This is a genomic window from Raoultibacter massiliensis (assembly GCF_900199545.1).
GTDB classification, from domain to species: domain Bacteria; phylum Actinomycetota; class Coriobacteriia; order Coriobacteriales; family Eggerthellaceae; genus Raoultibacter; species Raoultibacter massiliensis.
The window spans coordinates 1727074-1744575 of sequence record NZ_LT962671.1; the positions used below are offsets into that span (position 1 = coordinate 1727074).

General features: G+C 61.6%; 15 protein-coding genes. 7 read left to right on the plus strand and 8 right to left on the minus strand.

Translation table 11 applies throughout. From position 1 onward, the window contains the following. Window positions 1-2 precede the first annotated feature (2 nt). The 4 genes from C1719_RS11680 to C1719_RS11695 form a co-directional block, all read right to left on the minus strand. Window positions 3-986 (minus strand): heterodisulfide reductase-related iron-sulfur binding cluster, encoded by a 984-nt coding sequence (locus C1719_RS11680; protein WP_180963577.1) that lies wholly within the window; start codon window positions 984-986, stop codon window positions 3-5. Window positions 987-1114: 128 nt separating this feature from the next. After that, window positions 1115-2089: an NrfD/PsrC family molybdoenzyme membrane anchor subunit gene (gene nrfD, locus C1719_RS11685; RefSeq protein ID WP_102375272.1), complete on the minus strand. Its 975-nt coding sequence runs from the start codon at window positions 2087-2089 to the stop codon at window positions 1115-1117. Then, a complete protein-coding gene (locus C1719_RS11690) occupies window positions 2089-2667 on the minus strand; it encodes a 4Fe-4S dicluster domain-containing protein (protein ID WP_102375273.1) in 579 nt (192 codons plus the stop codon). The genes nrfD and C1719_RS11690 overlap by 1 nt, the downstream gene beginning before the upstream one ends. Window positions 2668-2669: 2 nt before the next feature. Next, window positions 2670-5579, minus strand: coding sequence for a molybdopterin-dependent oxidoreductase (locus C1719_RS11695; RefSeq protein ID WP_102375274.1), 2910 nt, complete (start codon window positions 5577-5579; stop codon window positions 2670-2672). Between the two features lie 984 nt (window positions 5580-6563). On the opposite strand from C1719_RS11695, the gene C1719_RS11700 reads away from it, so the two are divergent. The 4 genes from C1719_RS11700 to C1719_RS11720 all read left to right on the plus strand — a co-directional run bounded on the left by C1719_RS11700 (window position 6564) and on the right by C1719_RS11720 (window position 10411). Further along, complete coding sequence (locus C1719_RS11700) at window positions 6564-7427, plus strand: MBL fold metallo-hydrolase (protein WP_102375275.1); 864 nt, start codon at window positions 6564-6566, stop codon at window positions 7425-7427. A gap of 317 nt (window positions 7428-7744) precedes the next feature. Continuing rightward, window positions 7745-8077, plus strand: a complete 333-nt coding sequence (locus tag C1719_RS11705; protein ID WP_102375276.1) for an arsenosugar biosynthesis-associated peroxidase-like protein — start codon at window positions 7745-7747, stop codon at window positions 8075-8077. 3 nt (window positions 8078-8080) lie between these two features. Next, on the plus strand, window positions 8081-9052 hold the full coding sequence (arsS, locus tag C1719_RS11710; RefSeq protein WP_102375277.1) for an arsenosugar biosynthesis radical SAM (seleno)protein ArsS: 972 nt from the start codon (window positions 8081-8083) through the stop codon (window positions 9050-9052). A 234-nt stretch (window positions 9053-9286) separates the two neighbouring features. Next, window positions 9287-10411: an aldo/keto reductase gene (locus tag C1719_RS11720; RefSeq protein ID WP_102375279.1), complete on the plus strand. Its 1125-nt coding sequence runs from the start codon at window positions 9287-9289 to the stop codon at window positions 10409-10411. Between the two features lie 230 nt (window positions 10412-10641). Here C1719_RS11720 and rimI read toward each other — a convergent pair whose 3' ends face one another. The 3 genes from rimI to C1719_RS11735 are packed head-to-tail and all read right to left on the minus strand — an operon-like array spanning window position 10642 to window position 14676. After that, window positions 10642-12033 (minus strand): ribosomal protein S18-alanine N-acetyltransferase, encoded by a 1392-nt coding sequence (rimI, locus tag C1719_RS11725; RefSeq protein WP_102375280.1) that lies wholly within the window; start codon window positions 12031-12033, stop codon window positions 10642-10644. Then, on the minus strand, window positions 12009-13352 hold the full coding sequence (locus C1719_RS11730; protein ID WP_102375281.1) for an MFS transporter: 1344 nt from the start codon (window positions 13350-13352) through the stop codon (window positions 12009-12011). The genes rimI and C1719_RS11730 overlap by 25 nt, the downstream gene beginning before the upstream one ends. A 7-nt stretch (window positions 13353-13359) precedes the next feature. Continuing rightward, window positions 13360-14676, minus strand: a complete 1317-nt coding sequence (locus C1719_RS11735; protein WP_180963578.1) for a trigger factor — start codon at window positions 14674-14676, stop codon at window positions 13360-13362. A 276-nt stretch (window positions 14677-14952) separates the two neighbouring features. Between C1719_RS11735 and C1719_RS11740 the strand changes: the two genes are divergently transcribed. From C1719_RS11740 to C1719_RS11750, 3 genes are all read left to right on the plus strand, one after another. Then, the gene (locus tag C1719_RS11740; protein WP_102375283.1) at window positions 14953-16212 is read left to right on the plus strand and encodes an MFS transporter; all 1260 of its coding nucleotides are present in this window, start codon (window positions 14953-14955) and stop codon (window positions 16210-16212) included. A gap of 78 nt (window positions 16213-16290) precedes the next feature. Beyond that, the gene (locus C1719_RS11745) at window positions 16291-16620 is read left to right on the plus strand and encodes a hypothetical protein (RefSeq protein ID WP_102375284.1); all 330 of its coding nucleotides are present in this window, start codon (window positions 16291-16293) and stop codon (window positions 16618-16620) included. Window positions 16621-16657: 37 nt separating this feature from the next. Beyond that, window positions 16658-17071: a hypothetical protein gene (locus C1719_RS11750; RefSeq protein WP_102375285.1), complete on the plus strand. Its 414-nt coding sequence runs from the start codon at window positions 16658-16660 to the stop codon at window positions 17069-17071. Between the two features lie 78 nt (window positions 17072-17149). On the opposite strand, the gene C1719_RS11755 is transcribed toward C1719_RS11750, so the two are convergent. After that, window positions 17150-17380 carry a hypothetical protein gene (locus C1719_RS11755; protein ID WP_146007893.1) on the minus strand — a complete coding sequence of 77 codons (231 nt, stop codon included), beginning with the start codon at window positions 17378-17380 and terminating at the stop codon, window positions 17150-17152. Between the last annotated feature and the right edge of the window lie 122 nt (window positions 17381-17502).

Consider the following 17502-nt stretch of genomic DNA (forward strand, 5'->3'; position numbering starts at 1 on the left):
GCCTACCACTCCCCCGCTTCGGACGCCTCGGCGCAATCGGCCGCAACGGCGCCGCAGCAACCGGGCGAAGCATCGGCGAGCCCACGGTAATCGCGTCTGCCCGAATGCGTCTCGAAAAGAAACCTCACCTGCAAGTAAGGAGGAAGCGACGCCCAATCTATGCGCTCGTTGCACAAAAGCTCGAGGTAGTGGATGACGGGCAGTGCATCCTGGAAGTTCGACAGCTGCGAAGCGCAGCTCATGCACGCCGTCACGATCGCATCGGCGCCTGCGGCAACGCCCTCTTCGCCGCGACGCTGCGATTGCCGTGTCGCGGCGTCGTTTTTGCCCGCAGCCTTGGCCAGAGATCCGCAGCACATCGAAGCCGTGCGGCTATGCTCCATTTCCACCACCGATCCGGCGGGAAGGAGGCTGCGCGTACCGCGCGCGAATTCCCCGGTTTTGCGGTCGGGGCACGAATCCTGCACCGTCAGCTTCGGCGCAGCCCCCGCGTATGCCATGCCGTTTTCGTCGAAGAACGAACGCACGGCTTCTTCGCCGACCCCGATGCCGCACGATCCAAGCACCTCGGGCAAAACGGCCACTTCGATGCCGAGGTCTTCCTCGCTTTTCGCAAGCACCCGCCTCAGCTCCGCCGTGCAGTTCGGGCACGCCGTGATGACGCGCTTCACGCCGGCGTTTCGAAGGGATGCGAGCAGATCGGCTTCGAAGGCAGGGCATACGTTTTCGGCATCGGGTTCGAAGGCAAGCAGCTTGCCGCAGCATAAAAGCGAGATGCCATCGGCCTCACCCGCTCTTTCGAGCATCGCATACACCGCGCCCATGAGCGAAGGCGCGAAGTTGATGACCGAGCAACCCGGAAAGAACAGTGATCGCGCAGCGGTATGGGCATGCGTCTGGTCTGCCCCGTCGAGCAGAACACACGCGTGCTCATCAAACGCTATCGCGCTTCCCGTCAACGCATCATGCACGATCGTACGATCCACGGTTTTCGCTCCCATCCGTTAGAAGGCACCGAAATCATCCGGCGCCTCCCATCATAGCAAATGCTGTTCCCAATCGGCCGGTGCGGCGCAGAGCCGCACCGGCCTTCTGTGTCGATCGACGAGATACCCTAGTAGAGGTTCTCCTTGCCGCGCCATTTGGAAACGAAGTTCTCGTCGCCCTTGGCGATGCGATTGTAGTAGCGGTTCTCGCCCGGAATCTCGGCGCGCTCGTCGGAATAGACGCACAGGTAGCGCAGCAGCAAACCGCCGAGCAGGACCAGCACCGGAGCAACCACCTCGGAAGCCGGGGAATGAGCTCCGCCGACGTACAGGATGAGCGGAATGACCAAGCCGAATCCAAGCATTCCGATCCAGAACAGCGGTGCGGTCTTGCCCTTGACCCAGCGGGTCGCCACGGCCTTGGCCGTCACGTTGCCGGCACCGAAGAACGAAAGCACCATGATGAGCAGCACCACGATCTCGGCGCATACGAGCACGATGTCGACGACGTGGATGATCTCGCGGATAATCTCCGCAACGACCGCTGCCTCAAGGCTGAATTCAACCGGCCAGCCGCCCAAGCCGAGCGCGATTGCCGCGCAGGCGGTGGAGGTTGCCGAAATCGTGAACAGCACGGGAAGCGCCGGAGTCGCCCAAAACGCATGGGCCTTCAACGTGGAGAGCATGACGCCCGTGTACACCATGATGCCGAAGCCCGCAAAGCCCGCGATAGCGAGGAACGCGCCGCGCCCGCCAGCCAAAACGCCAGCCAGCCCGCTGATCCATTCCCACGGCAGATACGATGCCCACCACAGGGCTCCGAACACCATGGCGATGACCAAAAGCGTTGCGCCCCACTTGATGATGGCCGTCGCCGTGGTCCATACGCGCCAGAACACGAGGGGCTGGCCGAGTTCGAACACCAAAAAGAAACAGCCGACGGCGAGCGCAGCCAGCGCGATGAACATCGGCCACGCGAACAGCACGCCTGCACCCGGTGCGATGAAGAAATCGAAGATGGCGGAAAGGAACATGATGCCGCCGCCGAGGCCACCCAAGAACAGATAGATGACGATCGGCATCTCCCAATAATGATGTTTCATTACGCCTTACCTCCCAACTCGGGAATATAGTAGATCTGCGGGTCGGTACCGAATTCGGTGAAAAGACGTTCCGTTTTCACCGAACCGATGAGCTTCGAAACCTCGCTCTCGGGATCGTCGAGATCCCCGAAGATGCGCGCCTTCTGATGGCAGGTGTCCACGCAGTAGGGCTTCGAACTCGGATCCATCTGACGGCGATCGCGGCAGAACGTGCACTTGCGCACGAAGCGATGCAGGCGAGGTTCGAGATGCGATGCGTCGCGCATGCCGTAGGGGCATGCGTTCACGCACACCTTGCAGGCCATGCACTTCTTGGAATCGATCCAGACCGTACCGTCCTCGTCCTGCTGGCTTGCGCCCGTGGGGCAGCAGGGAACGCACTCGGGATTGGCGCAGTGCATGCACAGAAGCGGAGTCCAATCGCGGTGCACGTTGGGCCAGGTTCCCTGGGTTCCCTCGGTAACGACCGGGTTGTACACAATATCCAACGGCAGGTCGTTCCACGTGCGACAAGCGACCGTGCACGACTGGCAGCCGATGCAGCGACGTTTGTCGATGACCATCACGTACCGTGTCATGTCTATTCTCCTTCCTCGGCCGCGGCGGCACCTTCGGGCGCGGCCTCTTCGCTTGCCGGCTCGGGCTCTTCGGCAACCAGCTCGTTGTAGCCCATGTCGAAGCATCTGCCACTCGCCTCGTCTACCAAACAGGCCCGCTCGGCATCGTAGGTGTAGCCGTAGTAGGCATCGTGGAACGCACCCGTTTCCGGATCGATGAGCCATCCGCTGTTGGGATCGTAGACGAAGGCGAGATCACCAAGCACGGCGTGCCCCTTCGCAACATCCCAGGTAAGCTGCTCGGGAACCTCGTACGGAGCGGCTTCGGAACCCGGATGGCAGCGGATGCCCGCCACGAACGGGATCTCCTCGCGGTCCATCGTGTACATCTTGCCGGTCTCGTCGTCGACCAGGCACTCGTTGGCCGCATCGTAGCGCCAGCCGGTGTAGGCATCATGGTATCCCTTGGTCCTCGGGTTGATGAGCCAGCCCGATTCGTCAAGGCGGAAGTGCGTGTCTTTCGTATACAGGTTACCGCTCTGCCACACCCACTCGTAGCCCTCGGGAACCTCCTCGGGAGGCTGCGGAACCTCGAACGGAATGGGCTCGCGAGCAAGATGCTGATCGCTCGGCATAACCGTCACGCCCGGCTCCTTCGACGAGCCGGGAATGGAGAACTGCGTATCGGACGGCTTGTACTCCTTGTCGAACTCGCCGCACTTGTACACCTTGCACATAAGGCCGCGGTTCGCCCACGAGCCGCCCATGGGATCGCAATCCCAGTCGTCGACCGAGGTGAGCACGTTGACATTGGATTCGAGACAGCCGAAGGGGTTGTCGAGATCGGCCGAGCCGTCGCGCTCGGGGAACCACCAGCCGCGCGGCGCGAACACCACGTTCGGATGCACTTCGGGCTCCACGTTCGCCCGCATCTTGATGCGGCCGCGGCGCGTCTCGATCCAGCACCAATCGCCGTACTCGATCTTGAGCTTTTCGGCAAGTTCGGGGTTGATGGAGAAGTACGGATCGGGGTACAGGAAGCGGATGCCTTCCATCTGGAAGTGCTCGGAGTGATGGTACGGCATGAATCCGCCGCCCGTGGTGAGCACGATCGGGTACTCCTCGGCGATCTCGGGCGTATCGATCTCGTTTTCGATGCAGCCGATATAGGTGGGCATGCCCGAATAACCGAGCTGACGCAAGATGGAGGAATTGCACTCGACCTTGCCCGAAGGAGTCCAGAAGCCGCCGTTGGTGATGAACTTGTTCTGATGCAGCGGCGGGTAGTACATGCGGTAGTAATCGACGAAATCGTTATAGCAACTGATGGAGAGGCCCAAAGGCTTGAGGATGTGGTAGTACGCCTCTTCCTCGGTCTCCCACGGCCACATCTCGGGATCCTGGCCGCAAGCCAAACCAAGCTTGCGCCAGAACGTCATGTCGGTATGGCGATCGTACTTCGGCTGGATGGCGCGCCTGCCGCCCATGAAGGAGTCGGTTGCGCCGTAGTGGGTCACGATGGTAGGACGCTCGAGGGCGCCGGCCGCCGGGAACACGTAGTCGGAGAACAGGGCCGCCGGGGTCATCCAGTAATCGACGGTAACCAGGAATTCGCACTGCTTCAAAGCCTGCAGCGTCATCTTGGCATCGCCGTAGGAATTGACCGGGTTCGTAGCGTTCACGATGAGCGCGCGCACCGGGTAGGGATCACCCGTGATGATGGCCTTGAACACGCTCGGGCCGTGAGCCTCGCAGAACCACTCGGTGGGCAGCGTCTTGCCCCATGTGCGCTTCGCGTTGTCGGAAATGAGCTGATAGCCGGGCCACGAGGTAAGCTTGAACTTGTTGGAGCCGATCTGCTTCGCCTTCTGCTCCTCGGGCAGGCATTCGTTGGCCTCCATTTCCTCGTCGGTCAAGAAGCCGAGCGAGGGACCGGGCATGCCGTCGCCGCCGGGAACATCCAGGTTGCCGCAGACCGCGCGGATGAGCGCGATGGCATGGCTGCCGGTGGTGGAAGCGCGGCCGATCTGGTCCCACGTGCAGCCCCACTGGATGCAGCCGGGACGGTTCATGGCGTACATGCGCGCCACTTCGCGGATCTGTTCGGGCTTGAGCCACGTGATGGGGGCGGCCCATTCGGGCGTGTAGTCTTTAACGTGCTCGCGCAGCTCGTCGAATCCATCGCACCATTCGTTCACGAAGTTGAAGTCGTACATGCCTTCGTAGATGATGGTATGCAGCATGGCAAGGGCGAGCGCCGCATCGGATCCGGGGCGCAGCGGCACCCACAGGTCGGCTTTGGAAGCCGTCTCGGAATAGCGGGGGTCGACGACGATGATCTTCAAGCCGGCCTTCTGCAGGTCGGTGTAGCCGTCCATGCCGCCAAGCGTGGAGGCGCCGGGATTCATACCCCAGAGGATCAGGCACTTCGCACCGCCGAGATCGGTCTCGAACGGCGACCAGCCAGCCACGCAGGTCTCGGCCATGAACGTCGGGATCCAGCACAGAAGCGCGTTGTGGAAACCGTTCGGCGAACCGAACTGGTTGAGAAAGCGGCGACGCGCCCAGTCGTCGGTGCGCGTTGTACCGCCGGCCGTGGCAACCGCTTCCGCTCCGCTTTCAGCCTTGATCTGGTTGAGCTTTTCGGCCACCTCTTGGATCGCCTGGTCGTATGGAATCTGCTCCCATTTCCCCTCGCCCTTTTCGCCTACGCGCTTGAGCGCATGGTTGATGCGGGCGGGGTGGTTGACATGCAAGAGCGCACTCGTACCGCGGCAGCATAACCCGCCGTGGTTCGAATAATCAGGATCGCCTTCGATCTTGATTACATCGCCGTCCTTGACGTAGGCAAGGACGCCGCAATTCGCATGGCAGAAATAGCAGAGCGACTTAACCATCTCGACGCCATCGGCATGGATATCGATTTCTGTCATCTACCTTCCCCTCTACTCGTCTTTCCAATTACATTCGCACAATGGGACACGTAGCGTGCGGATAAGAGAATCCTACGGATCACCGAGCCCAGTCTAAGGGAGCCCCGAAGCGCATACATCACACTGGAAGATTTAATCCAGCATGCGAGGTAAGCCTATCGGTACTAATTCGGAATTCCCCAAATTCGGACTACACCGCTCGCGGAACGGGATCGGCCACTCGCCCGCTCGATACCCGAAGCGAAGACGCGCGATCGCATTCGGCCTACTGACCGGACACCGGTCACCCCCGTCGCCTTGATCCGTCCAGCGGATCCGATTCTCTCGCTTCCTCCTGACACATTCGCCTGACTCCATTATGCGACCAATACTCCTATTGGACGGCATCCATTATATAATATCGAGTCAAGAATACATGAACGAAGCAATCGATGCTTCCGCGACTGGTACCGAGCGCCCGACGAAAAGACCGCCTGAAGCGGTTTGCGCACCCCGAACACGCCGCAAGACGGCAGCCGTCGGCAAAATGGCGAGTGCCGGAAACGCAATCGACGAGCCGACACGGTGTTTCCCAGCCCGAACACGCATGGCGAGCGGGGCGGCGTTCGGAATACCGGGCATGCGGGACGAGCTGGGCGCAAGGAGCGCAGCAAAGAAAAACGGGCGGCCGCGATTGAACGAGCGCGACATCAGGCAAAGCGAAACCCGAAAGACGGGAAGCTAGCCCAGGGGCGGATGCGCGCTTCCATGGAGGCGATCTGTCCGTGAATGCCTTATTTCTGGCGCAAAATCGGACCTCCCGCTGCCGAGCGAAAACCGGTCGCCTGCGTGAAACCATGGAACACCAGGTCGCTGCTGGTTCAGCAGCAAACCGAGCTTTCGGGAGCGCAACACGCATTCCCCCGCGCACAACCTTTCCGAAGCAAGCGGTCGCCCGAGGTTTATACTATCTAGAAAACGATACCGGGCAGAAGCGAGGCACCCATGAGCACCGATCGCACCGAACGGCAGATCAGCGATCCGACAAACATACCCGAAAGCGCCGACGAACGAACTCAGATGTCCCACACCTTCACGTTCCTCGGCACGGGAGCGGGCTGCGGCGTTCCCGCCTTCTTCTGCGACTGTCCTGCCTGCGAAGAAGCGCGCCGCGATCCTCGGGCGCGCCGCGGCGATTGCGGCATCATGATCGAGGGTGAAAAGCGACTCGTCATCGACACGCCGCCCGACATTCGCCATCAGCTCATACGCGAAAACGTGCGCTCGTTCGATCAGCTTTTGTATACGCATGCGCACTTCGACCACATCGGCGGCCTCGGCGAGCTGGAGTACATGGTGCAGCTCGTCACGAAGCAGGCGCTGCCCACCTTCGCAAGCGCCGATGCGCTTGAGGGCATCGGCCGCGAGTTCGGCTACATGATGTACTGCCTCGAAGCCCGTGAGCTCAAGCCCTTCGACAGCATCGAGTTCGACGGCGCAACGTACACCGCGCTTCCCGCAACCCACGCACCGGGAACGTACGGCTACCTCATCGAAACGCCGCTGACCAAGCTTTTTTACGCATCCGACTCGGGCAGGCTGCCAAGCGAAACAGCGGAGCGCGTGAAGGGCGTCGACGTCCTGATTCTCGATGCGACCTTCTGGAAGCGCAATTGGAGCCCCGACGCGCATCACAGCGTGCAGGAAACGATCGAGGAGGGGCTCGAACTCGAAGCGGGCACGATCTACCTAACCCATCTCGCCATGCACTACGACGAACCCGTGACGCTCGCCGAACTTGAGGCGCACCTCGACCAATACGACGGGCGCGTGCGCTCCGCCCTCGACGGCTTGAAGCTTCCCATCTGACGCAACCGCGCGCAGGACATCCGGCAGGCGAATGCCGCCGCACAAGACAGCTCGACAAGCGCGCTTTACGCGGCAAGCGCGCCCCGCGCAACAAGGGATGCCCCTTGGACGGCACGGCGCTTACAGGCAAATGAAACCCCCGCACCAGGCGCGAAACCCCCGCACCAGGCGCGGATTTCGCAGGCAAACGTCCTTCATGCGAGCCGATCCCCCGCTCGCAAATCTTGCTTTTTTATTAGTTTATGTCTACTATATGCAATAGTCTTATATGCATTGGCGAAGCCAATGTTTCCGTTCGAACCGATTGGAGCGCAGCCATGGAAACCTACTACAAACCCGAAGATCTCGGCAAATTCTCGACCATGGGAGAAGAGGCGCCCGAGCTTTGGGATCTCTACATGGCCTACTACGGCAAGGTGTTCGAAGAGGGAGCGCTTACAGCACGCGAAAAGGCGCTGATCGCACTCGCGGTAGCAGGTGCCGTGCAATGTCCGTACTGCATTGACTCGTACACTCAATCATGCCTCGAAAAAGGGGTCACTGAAGAGCAGATGACCGAAGCGTTCCACGTGGCCAACGCCATCCGGGGAGGCGCAGCTCTCGTCCACGGCGTGCAGATGAAGAACATCGTCAAAAACCTGGAAATGTAGATCATGCCCGAAGCAAGCGCATCCGCCCAGACAACGCTCGATTCGTTTTCCCCGTTTGTCGAACGCGTGGCAGAGCCTTATCGCCGCACGAACAGCGAACTCGACGTTTTGCAGGTAAACATCAGCCGCCGATGCAATCTCGCGTGCAAACACTGCCATGTCGAAGCGGGACCGAACCGCACCGAAGTCATGAGCCGGAATACGCTTGAGCAGTGTTTGGAGGTCTATCGCAGCCGCGGATTCGAAACTCTCGACATAACCGGCGGCGCTCCCGAAATGAATCCTGATTTCGAATGGTTCCTTGGCGAGGCTGCTCGCAAAGACGGCACTATAATAGTCCGATCGAACCTTGCGATCTTGCAGGAACCCGGCTACGAGCATCTGCCCGAAGTCTACGCCCATCTCGGCGCAACCGTCGTCGCGTCGCTTCCCCACTATTCGCAGCGGACAATGGAAAAACAGCGCGGAGCGGGATCGTTCGACCCCGTGATCAGGATGCTCCGCCGCCTCAACGAACTCGGATACGGCTCGAAAGGCGGACCCGAGCTCGATCTGGTATACAATCCGACAGGCGCGTTTCTTCCCCCTGACCAGGAAACGCTCGAGCGGGAGTACAGGCAAAAGCTCGATGCGGACTTCGGCATCGCCTTCAACAACCTGTTTGCCATCGCGAACAATCCGCTCGGCCGTTTCGGAAACCGCCTTGAACAGACGGGGAACCTCAAGCCGTATATGGAAAAGCTCATCGCGGCATTCAATCCCGATACCGTAAGCGCGATGATGTGCAGGAGCCAGCTTTCGGTTGGCTGGGATGGCACGGTGTTCGACTGCGATTTCAACCAAGCAGCAAAGCTGCCGTGTACCGCCAAGCTCACGATCGCAGATTATGCGAACGATGCGTCTTTGCCGCTCGAACGCGATATACGGTTCGGAAACCACTGCTACGCATGCTGCGCCGGCGCGGGCAGCAGTTGAGGAGGATCGACGGCGTAGGTCTGCGCCTTCGACGCAAAGCGCGGGCAGCTGCAAAGCTCCCGCGCTTTTTTTGGTTCGGATCGCCTTTGCACCCGCTTGGTGCAAAGAGCGAAGCTGCAAGCCAACCGATCGACACGACTTCGGCTCTCGTTTATGCGTTTTTCCGAATTGCCCCTTGACTTGGAGTGAACTCCAAGAATTAGGATAGGATCGCAACATTATGAGAGGAGCCCCATGAAACAAGAGTTTGAATCGATTCCGAAGTTCGGCTTCGGATGCATGCGCCTGCCGTTGCTCGACCCCGAAGACCAGACCAGCATCGATATCGAGCAGTTCAAGCAGATGGTCGATACGTTCATCGATGCCGGAGGAACATACTTCGATACTGCGCGCGTGTACCATCAGGGCGAGTCGGAGCGCGCTGTGAAAGAGGCGCTCGTCGACCGATACCCCCGCAACGCCTACACGGTGGCGACCAAGTGCCTTGCTTGGGCGATCGACAGCGAAGAGGAGGCGAAGGGAAACCTGGCCACCTCGCTCGAACAGCTCGGCCTCGACTACATCGATTTCTATCTGCTCCACAACGTCGGAGGCAACCGCACCGCGCGATTCGACGAATACGGCATGTGGGAGTTCGCCCGGCAAAAGAAGGCGGAGGGGCTCATCAAGCATATCGGCTTCTCGATGCATGACGGCGCCGAAGCTCTCGATGGGCTTTTGACCGCGCATCCGGATATGGACTTCGTGCAGCTCCAGGTGAACTACCTCGATTGGGACGACCCGGTAGTCGAAGCGCGCAACTGCATGGAAGTCGCGGCGCGCCATGGCGTGCCCGTCGTTATCATGGAGCCCGTGCGCGGCGGACGCCTTGCCGACCTTCCCGAGCGCGCGGCCCAGATCCTGCACGAGGCGAACCCCGAAGCAAGCCTCGCCTCCTGGGCGTACCGCTTCTGCTGGCACCTGCCCAACGTGGTGTCCGTGCTGGCGGGCATGTCGACGCTCGAACAGGTGCGCGACAACGCAGCGAGCTTCAAAGCGGACAAACCGTTCACCGAAGACGAGCAGGCAGCGCTTGACGAGGCGATCGCCGCGTTGAAGAGCGTGCCCACGGTACCGTGCACGAACTGCCGGTACTGCGTGAAAGAATGCCCTCAGGGAGTCAAAATCCCCGAGATCCTGAGCCTGCTCAACCTCGAGCTCATGGTGGAGGATCACGAGTTCGTCAAGGGACTCTATTCCTGGCAAGCCGCTGCAGGGCCGGCATCAACATGCATCGCATGCGGCGCATGCGAGCAGATGTGTCCGCAAAGCATCGACATCATCAACCAGCTCGAAATCGCTGCGGAAAAATACGAATAACGCACCGACCGCCGGGCGCCCGTTCGACCGCTCGGCAAGCGGGCGCCCGGCATCCATCGGCACAAGCCGCCCGCCCGCTTGCCGCCCTTCCTTGAAACAAGGCTGCCTTCCCATGACGCAAAAACGGAGGCGATCTCCTTCTCTCTTGCCAATTACTAGATTATGTCTTATAATAGTATCGGTCTGAAACACTGAGGGCTTGGATGGGGGCACGCATCCAAGCCCTCGTTTTACTGTTTTGGCAAGGATGCGCCGGAAAGAGCCTTGCGCATCACGATCGCATCGTCGGGCGGGTCCGCGTAGTAGCCCTTCCACCGATCGACCGCCTCGAATCCCGCATGCAGGTAAAACCGCTGCGCATCCTCGTTGGAGGCGCGCACTTCAAGCAGCACGTCCCCCGCTTCCCGCTCGGCAGCATCCGAGCAAGCCGCGTCGAGCAATTCCCCGCCACGCCCGCCGCAGCGGTACGCAGATCCTACGGCAATGCGCGTGATCCAGGCGCCGTCGCCGCGATACCAGATCCCCACATACCCGGCAACGACGCCCTCCTCCACAAGCACGCGGTATCGGGCAGCCGGGTTATGCCGCAGTTCCGACAGGTAGGCAAGCGGCGTCCACGGTTGAGGAAACGACTCCAGCTCGATCAGCATGACGCCGCCGATATCGCCCTCCCGCATGGCGCGAATCGTCCGCACGCCCGAATCGCCCGTCGAAACCGAAAGACGCGTGCCGTCGGAGCGCAAGGGCGGCAGAACTTCGCGGCAAACGGCTTCCCCGCATCGCCCGAACGTGCTTCCGGAATAGGCGAGGGGCTCCGCCCCCGACTCGACCTTCTGCCCGATCGCAACGTATGAGGTCGTCGAAAAGAAGTAGTCGTCCCGCTCGAACAAACGCTCGAAGCGCTCAACGGCCTCGCGGATCTCTCGCACAACGGAGGGATCTGATCCCTCGGGGGCGTTTCGCCGAAAATAGGCGCACCGCTCGAAAAGCGCGCGCCGTTCGCCTGGGGTTTTCCCGGCGGTGTTATCGGAGAACGCCGCTATGGCAACACTCGCAAATCCGGCCCGCTTGAGAAGCGTGTAGCATTTTCTTCCGAAGTAGCGGTCGGTATGCGCCGTCCACGGCGTTTCGGGCAGCACGTGGCGTTCGTACAGATCGAACAGCCCCCTCATCGCCTTGTCGGGGTCGGGATACGACACCTTCGCCCCGTCGTCTGTCGTTTTCACGATCACGAAGCCGCCGGGGGCGAGCAATCGACGGGCCTTCGCAAGCGCGCAGGCGGGGTCGTCGAAATGCTGCAGCGCATGGGAAAGGTACACGATGTCGAACGAGCCGTCCCGTGCGGCGTAATCCTCAAACGACGATTCGACGAACTCGAACCGTTCGGATCCGTATCTTTTTCGAGCGCTCTCGATCGCCGCACGCGATGGATCGATTCCAACCACCCGCGCAACGCCCCGATACGGTGCAAACTTCAGATGCGTGTTGAACCCATCGAAGCACCCCGCATCGAGCACCCGGATGCCGCTCATATGTTCAAGCCCGATAGCCTCGAACGCCGCGTAGTCCTCCGCAGCGCTGCGAACGGCCTGTTTCGTTATCTGATCGGCGTTCCATGCCATGGATCAACGCCCCCTTCCGCCGATGGCGCGCCATCGCCCGCCCGGGAAACGCCATCCCCGAGCCCGCCTTCCGCTTCGATTTCGATCTCCTCGGCCGTTTCTGCGCGACACCGCTTCATGAGCCGCTCGTTCGCCGGCCGGCAGAGGGCTCCCGCCGCAAGGGACAGCAGCGAGAACGCGGGCACGATGAGGAAGAACGCGAGGTATTCGCCGCTCGCCTCGAAGATGGCGGCGGCAAGCAGCGGAAACACCAGATTGAACGGCGCCAGCACAACGGCGCTGATCCCCGTGTTCATCGCAAGATGCTCCTGCCCGAACGTGTTGCGCATATACGAGGTGTTGATGGCTGCGTACATGCCGTAGAGCACTCCCTCGAGAAGCAGCGCCGCAGCAAGAAGCTCCGGCATTCGAAACACGTACGCTGCGATCATGGCAACCGAAACCGCGAGTGCGCACGCAGGCAGCAGGACAAGCGTCTTGAACTGGCCGATCCTATCGTAGAGCACGCCGCCGAGCGGGCGGCCGAACCCGTTCCCCGCCCCGAGGCAGCACGCGGCGAACGTCGCGAGCCCCACGCTCGATCCGATTCCCGCCATCATGACGGACGCTTCGGCGATTATCGCGCCGCCGAGACCCATAACGAAGCTTCGCCAGATGCAGAACAACCAAAACGACGGTTCGCGCACCACGCGGGAGCCGGGCAGATTCACGCCGACCCTGTCGCGTTTGGGGGCAAGCGCGGCTATTCGAGCCGGGGGCGACGCGATAAAGCGCACGGCGACGAGTCCCTCGAGAACGACGATGGCCGCTATCGCGAGAAACGCAGCCTCCCAACCGAGCGGAGAGTAAATGAGCCAAGAGGCGAACGTGCCGAGGACCGCCGCGCCCATGCCGAACCCCATGACGAGCACGCCGCTCGCAAACCCGATCCTGTCGCCGAACCAGGCGAGCACGTTGGTGGTCCACACGGTGTAGCTCATACCCGATCCGAACCCGCAGCAGACCCCGTAGAAAAGGTACAGCTGCCACAACTCGGTAACCGAACGGCACATGAACAGCCCGAAGGCGATAAGCGCCGTAGAAACGACGAAGCAGGCCTTGAGGGAAAACCGCTTCGACAGCTCGCCAACCGAAACCATGCCGAGCGACAAGCATATCATGGCGATCGAAAAGGTGATCGAGGTCTGGCTGCGCGTCCATCCGAACTGCGCTTCAAGCGGCGGAATGAATATAGACCACGCGTATATGGTGCCGAACATGAGCATCGTCGCCGTGCCGACCGCAAGCACGGCATACCTGTTGCGACCGCTCCCGCCCACGACGGCTCTACCCGATCCCTTCCCCGTCGAACTCGTCGATGATCGCCTCGGCGGCAAGGCGCCTGTTAGCCTTGAGGCGCAGGGCGGCGCGCTGAGCGGCGAACAGGCGTCCCGAGCGTTCGAAATCGAGGCGCGCCTGCATCGCCCTGCCAGGCGCGATGCTTTCGAAGAACGCCTCCATATCGGAGTCGTCGACGGAAAGCCCGTAGTGCTCGGCAAGCGCGTTGAGCGAGAATTGGTGCACGAGCTGCTCGCGCACCTGCATCATGAGCGAAACGGTCAGCTGCTGTTCGTCCACGTTCCCCTGCGCCAGAAAATCCTCGAGGGTCGTATCCTCTTCGGCGAGCTTCGCAGCGAACTCTCGTTTCGCCTCGTCCATCGCCGCCTCGTAGACCGTATCGGGAATGCGCGCATCGAACCGCTTCGCAAGCTCGCTCGCCGACAAGAACTCAACCTGCTTTGCCTGCTGGGATCGGGCCTCCTCCTCAAGCGAGCCGCGAACCCGAGCCTCGAGCTCTGCAACCGTAGCGCATCCGGGAACGGTGGCGGCCACCCATGAATCGCTCACGGCAGGCACGGCTTTCTTCAAAATGCGCTTCACCGTAATCCTGGAGCGATACTCCTCCATAATCGGATTCCCGGCCCCGTCGGTCTCGAAGCTCGGCCCCTCGTAGACGACTTCCCTGCTCTGCCCGGCCTCCATGCCCTCAACCGCTTCGTCGAACGCATCGGGCATGGCGAAGGAGCCCACCGTGTACCGATTCGATTTCCGACAAAGCCCCGCCACGCGCTCGCCGTTCTTCTCCGTCTCCATCGACAGCTCGACGACATCGCCCGCCCGAACCGCCCTCTTCTCAGAATCGGCCTCCCATGTCGCATGCTGCTCGGCAATCGCCGCGATCCGTTCGGCCACGGCGTCGCCGGCAACGCGCGCGGGAGGCACCGTTATCGAGACGGGAGCGTAGGAAGGCAGCTCGAAACGGGGCACCGGCACGCACTCCATGATGAACTCGAAGGGCTTGCCCGCACTCGCCTGATGAGCGGAGACAAAGGTCGGCGATCCGACGATGTCGATGCGCTCCTGCGTCAGCGCGAACGGAACGGCATCTTTCATGACCTGCTCGGCAATGCGCGCCTGCGCCTCGTCGCAGCCCAGCTTGCGCTCAACCGCCTCCTGGGGCGCGATGGCGGGGTCGGGGGCGATCTCGCTTCGGAAGGCCACCACGATGGCCGCCTTCCTGATGCGCTCGGCCATCTCGTCGGCCGCAATCGTCACCGTCATGCGCAGCACGCCCTCGCCGGCTTCCCGCGTTGCAATTTCCACAGCACTCATCCCCATTCGTCATGCGATGTCACAAACCGGCACCCGCAACGATGCCGCCGTCTTTTCGCTCCACGCTATCACCGCGCATGCGCGGCCCCTCCCCTCGCAGGTATGAAAAACGGCGATCTAGTACTCGCGGCCATACATCAGCCTCCGCACCCGTGAAAAATACCGCATGCGCCATAGGGTCTTCGGAAGGCCGCTTTCATATACTGGGGAAATCTTGGCGCATCCGCGCCGCTCATCAGCACATACAACGATTAAGCGAGGGATTTCATGTCCGATTTGTCCATCAGCCAGATCAAGAGCAGGCGCGCCGTTTACCTGGCGCTCTCCACCCTGGCCCTGCTCTTCCTCGGCCTCATTTACGCCTTCTCGATGTTCGCAGCTCCCATAACGAATTCGTTCGGGCTCGACAAGGCAGCGGTCGGCCTCACCTTCAACATCATGATGATCACGTTCTGCGTCGGCGCGGTCATCGGATCGCAGCTCGATGCGCGCCTGGGCGTCAAGCCCTCGCTCATCATCGCCGCGGCGCTCTTTCTGCTCGGCTTCGCGGGCACCGGCGCCCTCGGCAACGGCAGCATCGCCGTCCTGTACGTGTTCTACGGCGTGCTCGGGGGGCTCGGCGTCGGAATCGGGTACAACACGATCGTCGCAACGACAAACGTCTGGTTCCCCGACAAAGTCGGCTTCTCGTCGGGTGTGCTCATGATGGGATTCGGGCTGGGCTCGCTCATCTTGGGCACGCTGTCAGTCAACCTGGTTCCGCTGCTCGGGCTCGCAACGGTGTTCATCGCCATCGGGGTCGTAACCTTCGTCGTCGTGCTGGCGCTGGCCCTGGTGCTCAACCGGCCGCCGAGCACCATCGTTTCGCTCATGGCACCCGAGAAGGCGACGTCAACCGGCTACGACCCTGGCGACGAGGACGCCGCGCTCAAGACGCCGTTGTTCTACGTGTACTGGATCTGGGCGATCGTCGTGATCGCCATCGGCCTCGCCACCATCGGCAACTGCGCATCCGATGCGCAGCTCGTCGGCATCGACGCCGGATTCGCCACGCTGCTCGTCGGCCTCGTTTCCACCTGCAACGGACTGGCGCGCATCGTCATCGGCATGATCTACGATAAGACCAACGTGAAGACCACCATGCTCATCGACGGGCTCGTCGCCGTTGCCGCGACGCTCTGCATCGTCGGCGCCTTCACCACCGGCGTCTCGGCCCTCTACATCGTCGGTGCGTTCTGCTGCGGCTTCTGCTACGGCGGCGTTCCCGTCGTCGCGTCGGCTTTCTCTCGGCAGCGGTTCGGCTCGAAGAACTATCCCCTGAACCTCTCGCTTGCAAACTTCGCCATCGCATTCGGCTCGGTGCTCAACATCGTGGTCGGCGTTGCCGTGGGCGGAGCGGAGAACAGGCTCGGCGTGTTTGCCGTCATGGCCGCGCTTTCCATCGCGGCGGCCCTCAATGTACTGCCGTTTTCCAGAATGTGGAATCGGGATATGGCGATGCTCGACAAGAAGCGCACGTCGGCGTAACGGCCGGCATAGCGAAAAGACGCGCCGTCGGGTGCTCGGTACGGACACCCGACGGCCACACGGAGATCGGGGGATACCATGGCACAGAACCCATCGAAGCGGAAGACGCGCTGCCTCGACGAGATCACGCGGCTCAAGGGGCGAAGGCGCGTCGCCGTCATCAAGTGCGCAGCGGCTCTCGCGGGGGTCATCGTCCTCGTTGCGGGCAAGCAGCTTCTCGCTGCGCAGGGAGTCATCGACCCGAACGGAATCGCCGCAGGCGGCGTTACCATGCTCTGCGCGTTCGGGCTCGCCATCGTCGGCGGCACATCGAGCATAGACTTCACGAAAAGCGGCAAGAAAATCGCCGATATTCGCCGCTCGTGCATCGTGACCGACGAGGAGATCAGATCGCACCGCATCCGATAAAGCCCGAAAGCCTCGACAGACGGGAGCGAAACCGCCCATGATCGCCGATTTCATTGCACTTGCCGCCGTCGTTGCGACGGGGTTTCTCGTCGCGCTTTGGCTGGCCTGCAAAAACCTTGCGAAACTTGCAGCCGAAGCCGATCGCGCCCGCGAAGAGCTCGCACGCGCCCCAGCCGAAAGCACAGCCGAGCGCACGCTCGCCTACAACAACCTCGCCACGATCTACAACAACGCCGCAAACACGTTTCCCGCCGTGCTCGTCTCGAAGCGGCTGAGGTCGGACCCGTACGAGCTTTACGATGTCGAGCTAATCAACGATACGTTTCGACATCTGAAAACCGCCGAAAGCGGCATAGCCGCCCAAGACCGCGTCATGAACGCCTACATGCTCTGGGCGGCCGGTATGGGAGATGTGCCCCTCGAGGATTGCGAAAAACCCGAATCCCGATAGCCGGAGACACTTGAAAAAAGGATGGCCCGCCGGTCCGAGAACGCAACCGGCGAGCCGCCCCTATGCCGAAGCCCGGTCTCAAGACCACCAAGAGGAGCCGAACTCGGTCACCACGACAAACGCGACGAGCAGCAAAGCCATGAACGCCCACAGCATGACCTTCGCAGCCTTCGTAGATACGGGGCCGACGCGATCGCTGCGCGTATCTTCCTTAAGCGCGACAGCGCGGATCTCGTCATTGAACTCGACGTGGCATCGGGTGCAATGCTCGCTGGAATCGCTTACCCTCCCGCAAAACGGACAGATCATGCTTCCTCCTACCAACGGGTTCGCTGCGTCAACCGTACGGTTCGCTTTCGGATATGCTTCGCAGCTGCGCATATCCGAAAGCGAACCGGCCGCCCTCGCGGCCGACCGCCCGCCCGCCGCAG

Excerpts from the sequence above, each read along its gene's own strand:
- C1719_RS11720 (WP_102375279.1), top strand. The coding sequence starts at position 9,287 with ATGAAACAAGAGTTTGAATCGATTCCGAAGTTCGGCTTCGGATGCATG.
- C1719_RS11755 (WP_146007893.1), bottom strand. The coding sequence starts at position 17,380 with ATGATCTGTCCGTTTTGCGGGAGGGTAAGCGATTCCAGCGAGCATTGC.
- C1719_RS11705 (WP_102375276.1), top strand. The coding sequence starts at position 7,745 with ATGGAAACCTACTACAAACCCGAAGATCTCGGCAAATTCTCGACCATG.
- nrfD (WP_102375272.1), bottom strand. The coding sequence starts at position 2,089 with ATGAAACATCATTATTGGGAGATGCCGATCGTCATCTATCTGTTCTTG.
- arsS (WP_102375277.1), top strand. The coding sequence starts at position 8,081 with ATGCCCGAAGCAAGCGCATCCGCCCAGACAACGCTCGATTCGTTTTCC.
- rimI (WP_102375280.1), bottom strand. The coding sequence starts at position 12,033 with ATGGCATGGAACGCCGATCAGATAACGAAACAGGCCGTTCGCAGCGCT.
- C1719_RS11745 (WP_102375284.1), top strand. The coding sequence starts at position 16,291 with ATGGCACAGAACCCATCGAAGCGGAAGACGCGCTGCCTCGACGAGATC.
- C1719_RS11700 (WP_102375275.1), top strand. The coding sequence starts at position 6,564 with ATGAGCACCGATCGCACCGAACGGCAGATCAGCGATCCGACAAACATA.
- C1719_RS11690 (WP_102375273.1), bottom strand. The coding sequence starts at position 2,667 with ATGACACGGTACGTGATGGTCATCGACAAACGTCGCTGCATCGGCTGC.
- C1719_RS11750 (WP_102375285.1), top strand. The coding sequence starts at position 16,658 with ATGATCGCCGATTTCATTGCACTTGCCGCCGTCGTTGCGACGGGGTTT.
- C1719_RS11740 (WP_102375283.1), top strand. The coding sequence starts at position 14,953 with ATGTCCGATTTGTCCATCAGCCAGATCAAGAGCAGGCGCGCCGTTTAC.
- C1719_RS11695 (WP_102375274.1), bottom strand. The coding sequence starts at position 5,579 with ATGACAGAAATCGATATCCATGCCGATGGCGTCGAGATGGTTAAGTCG.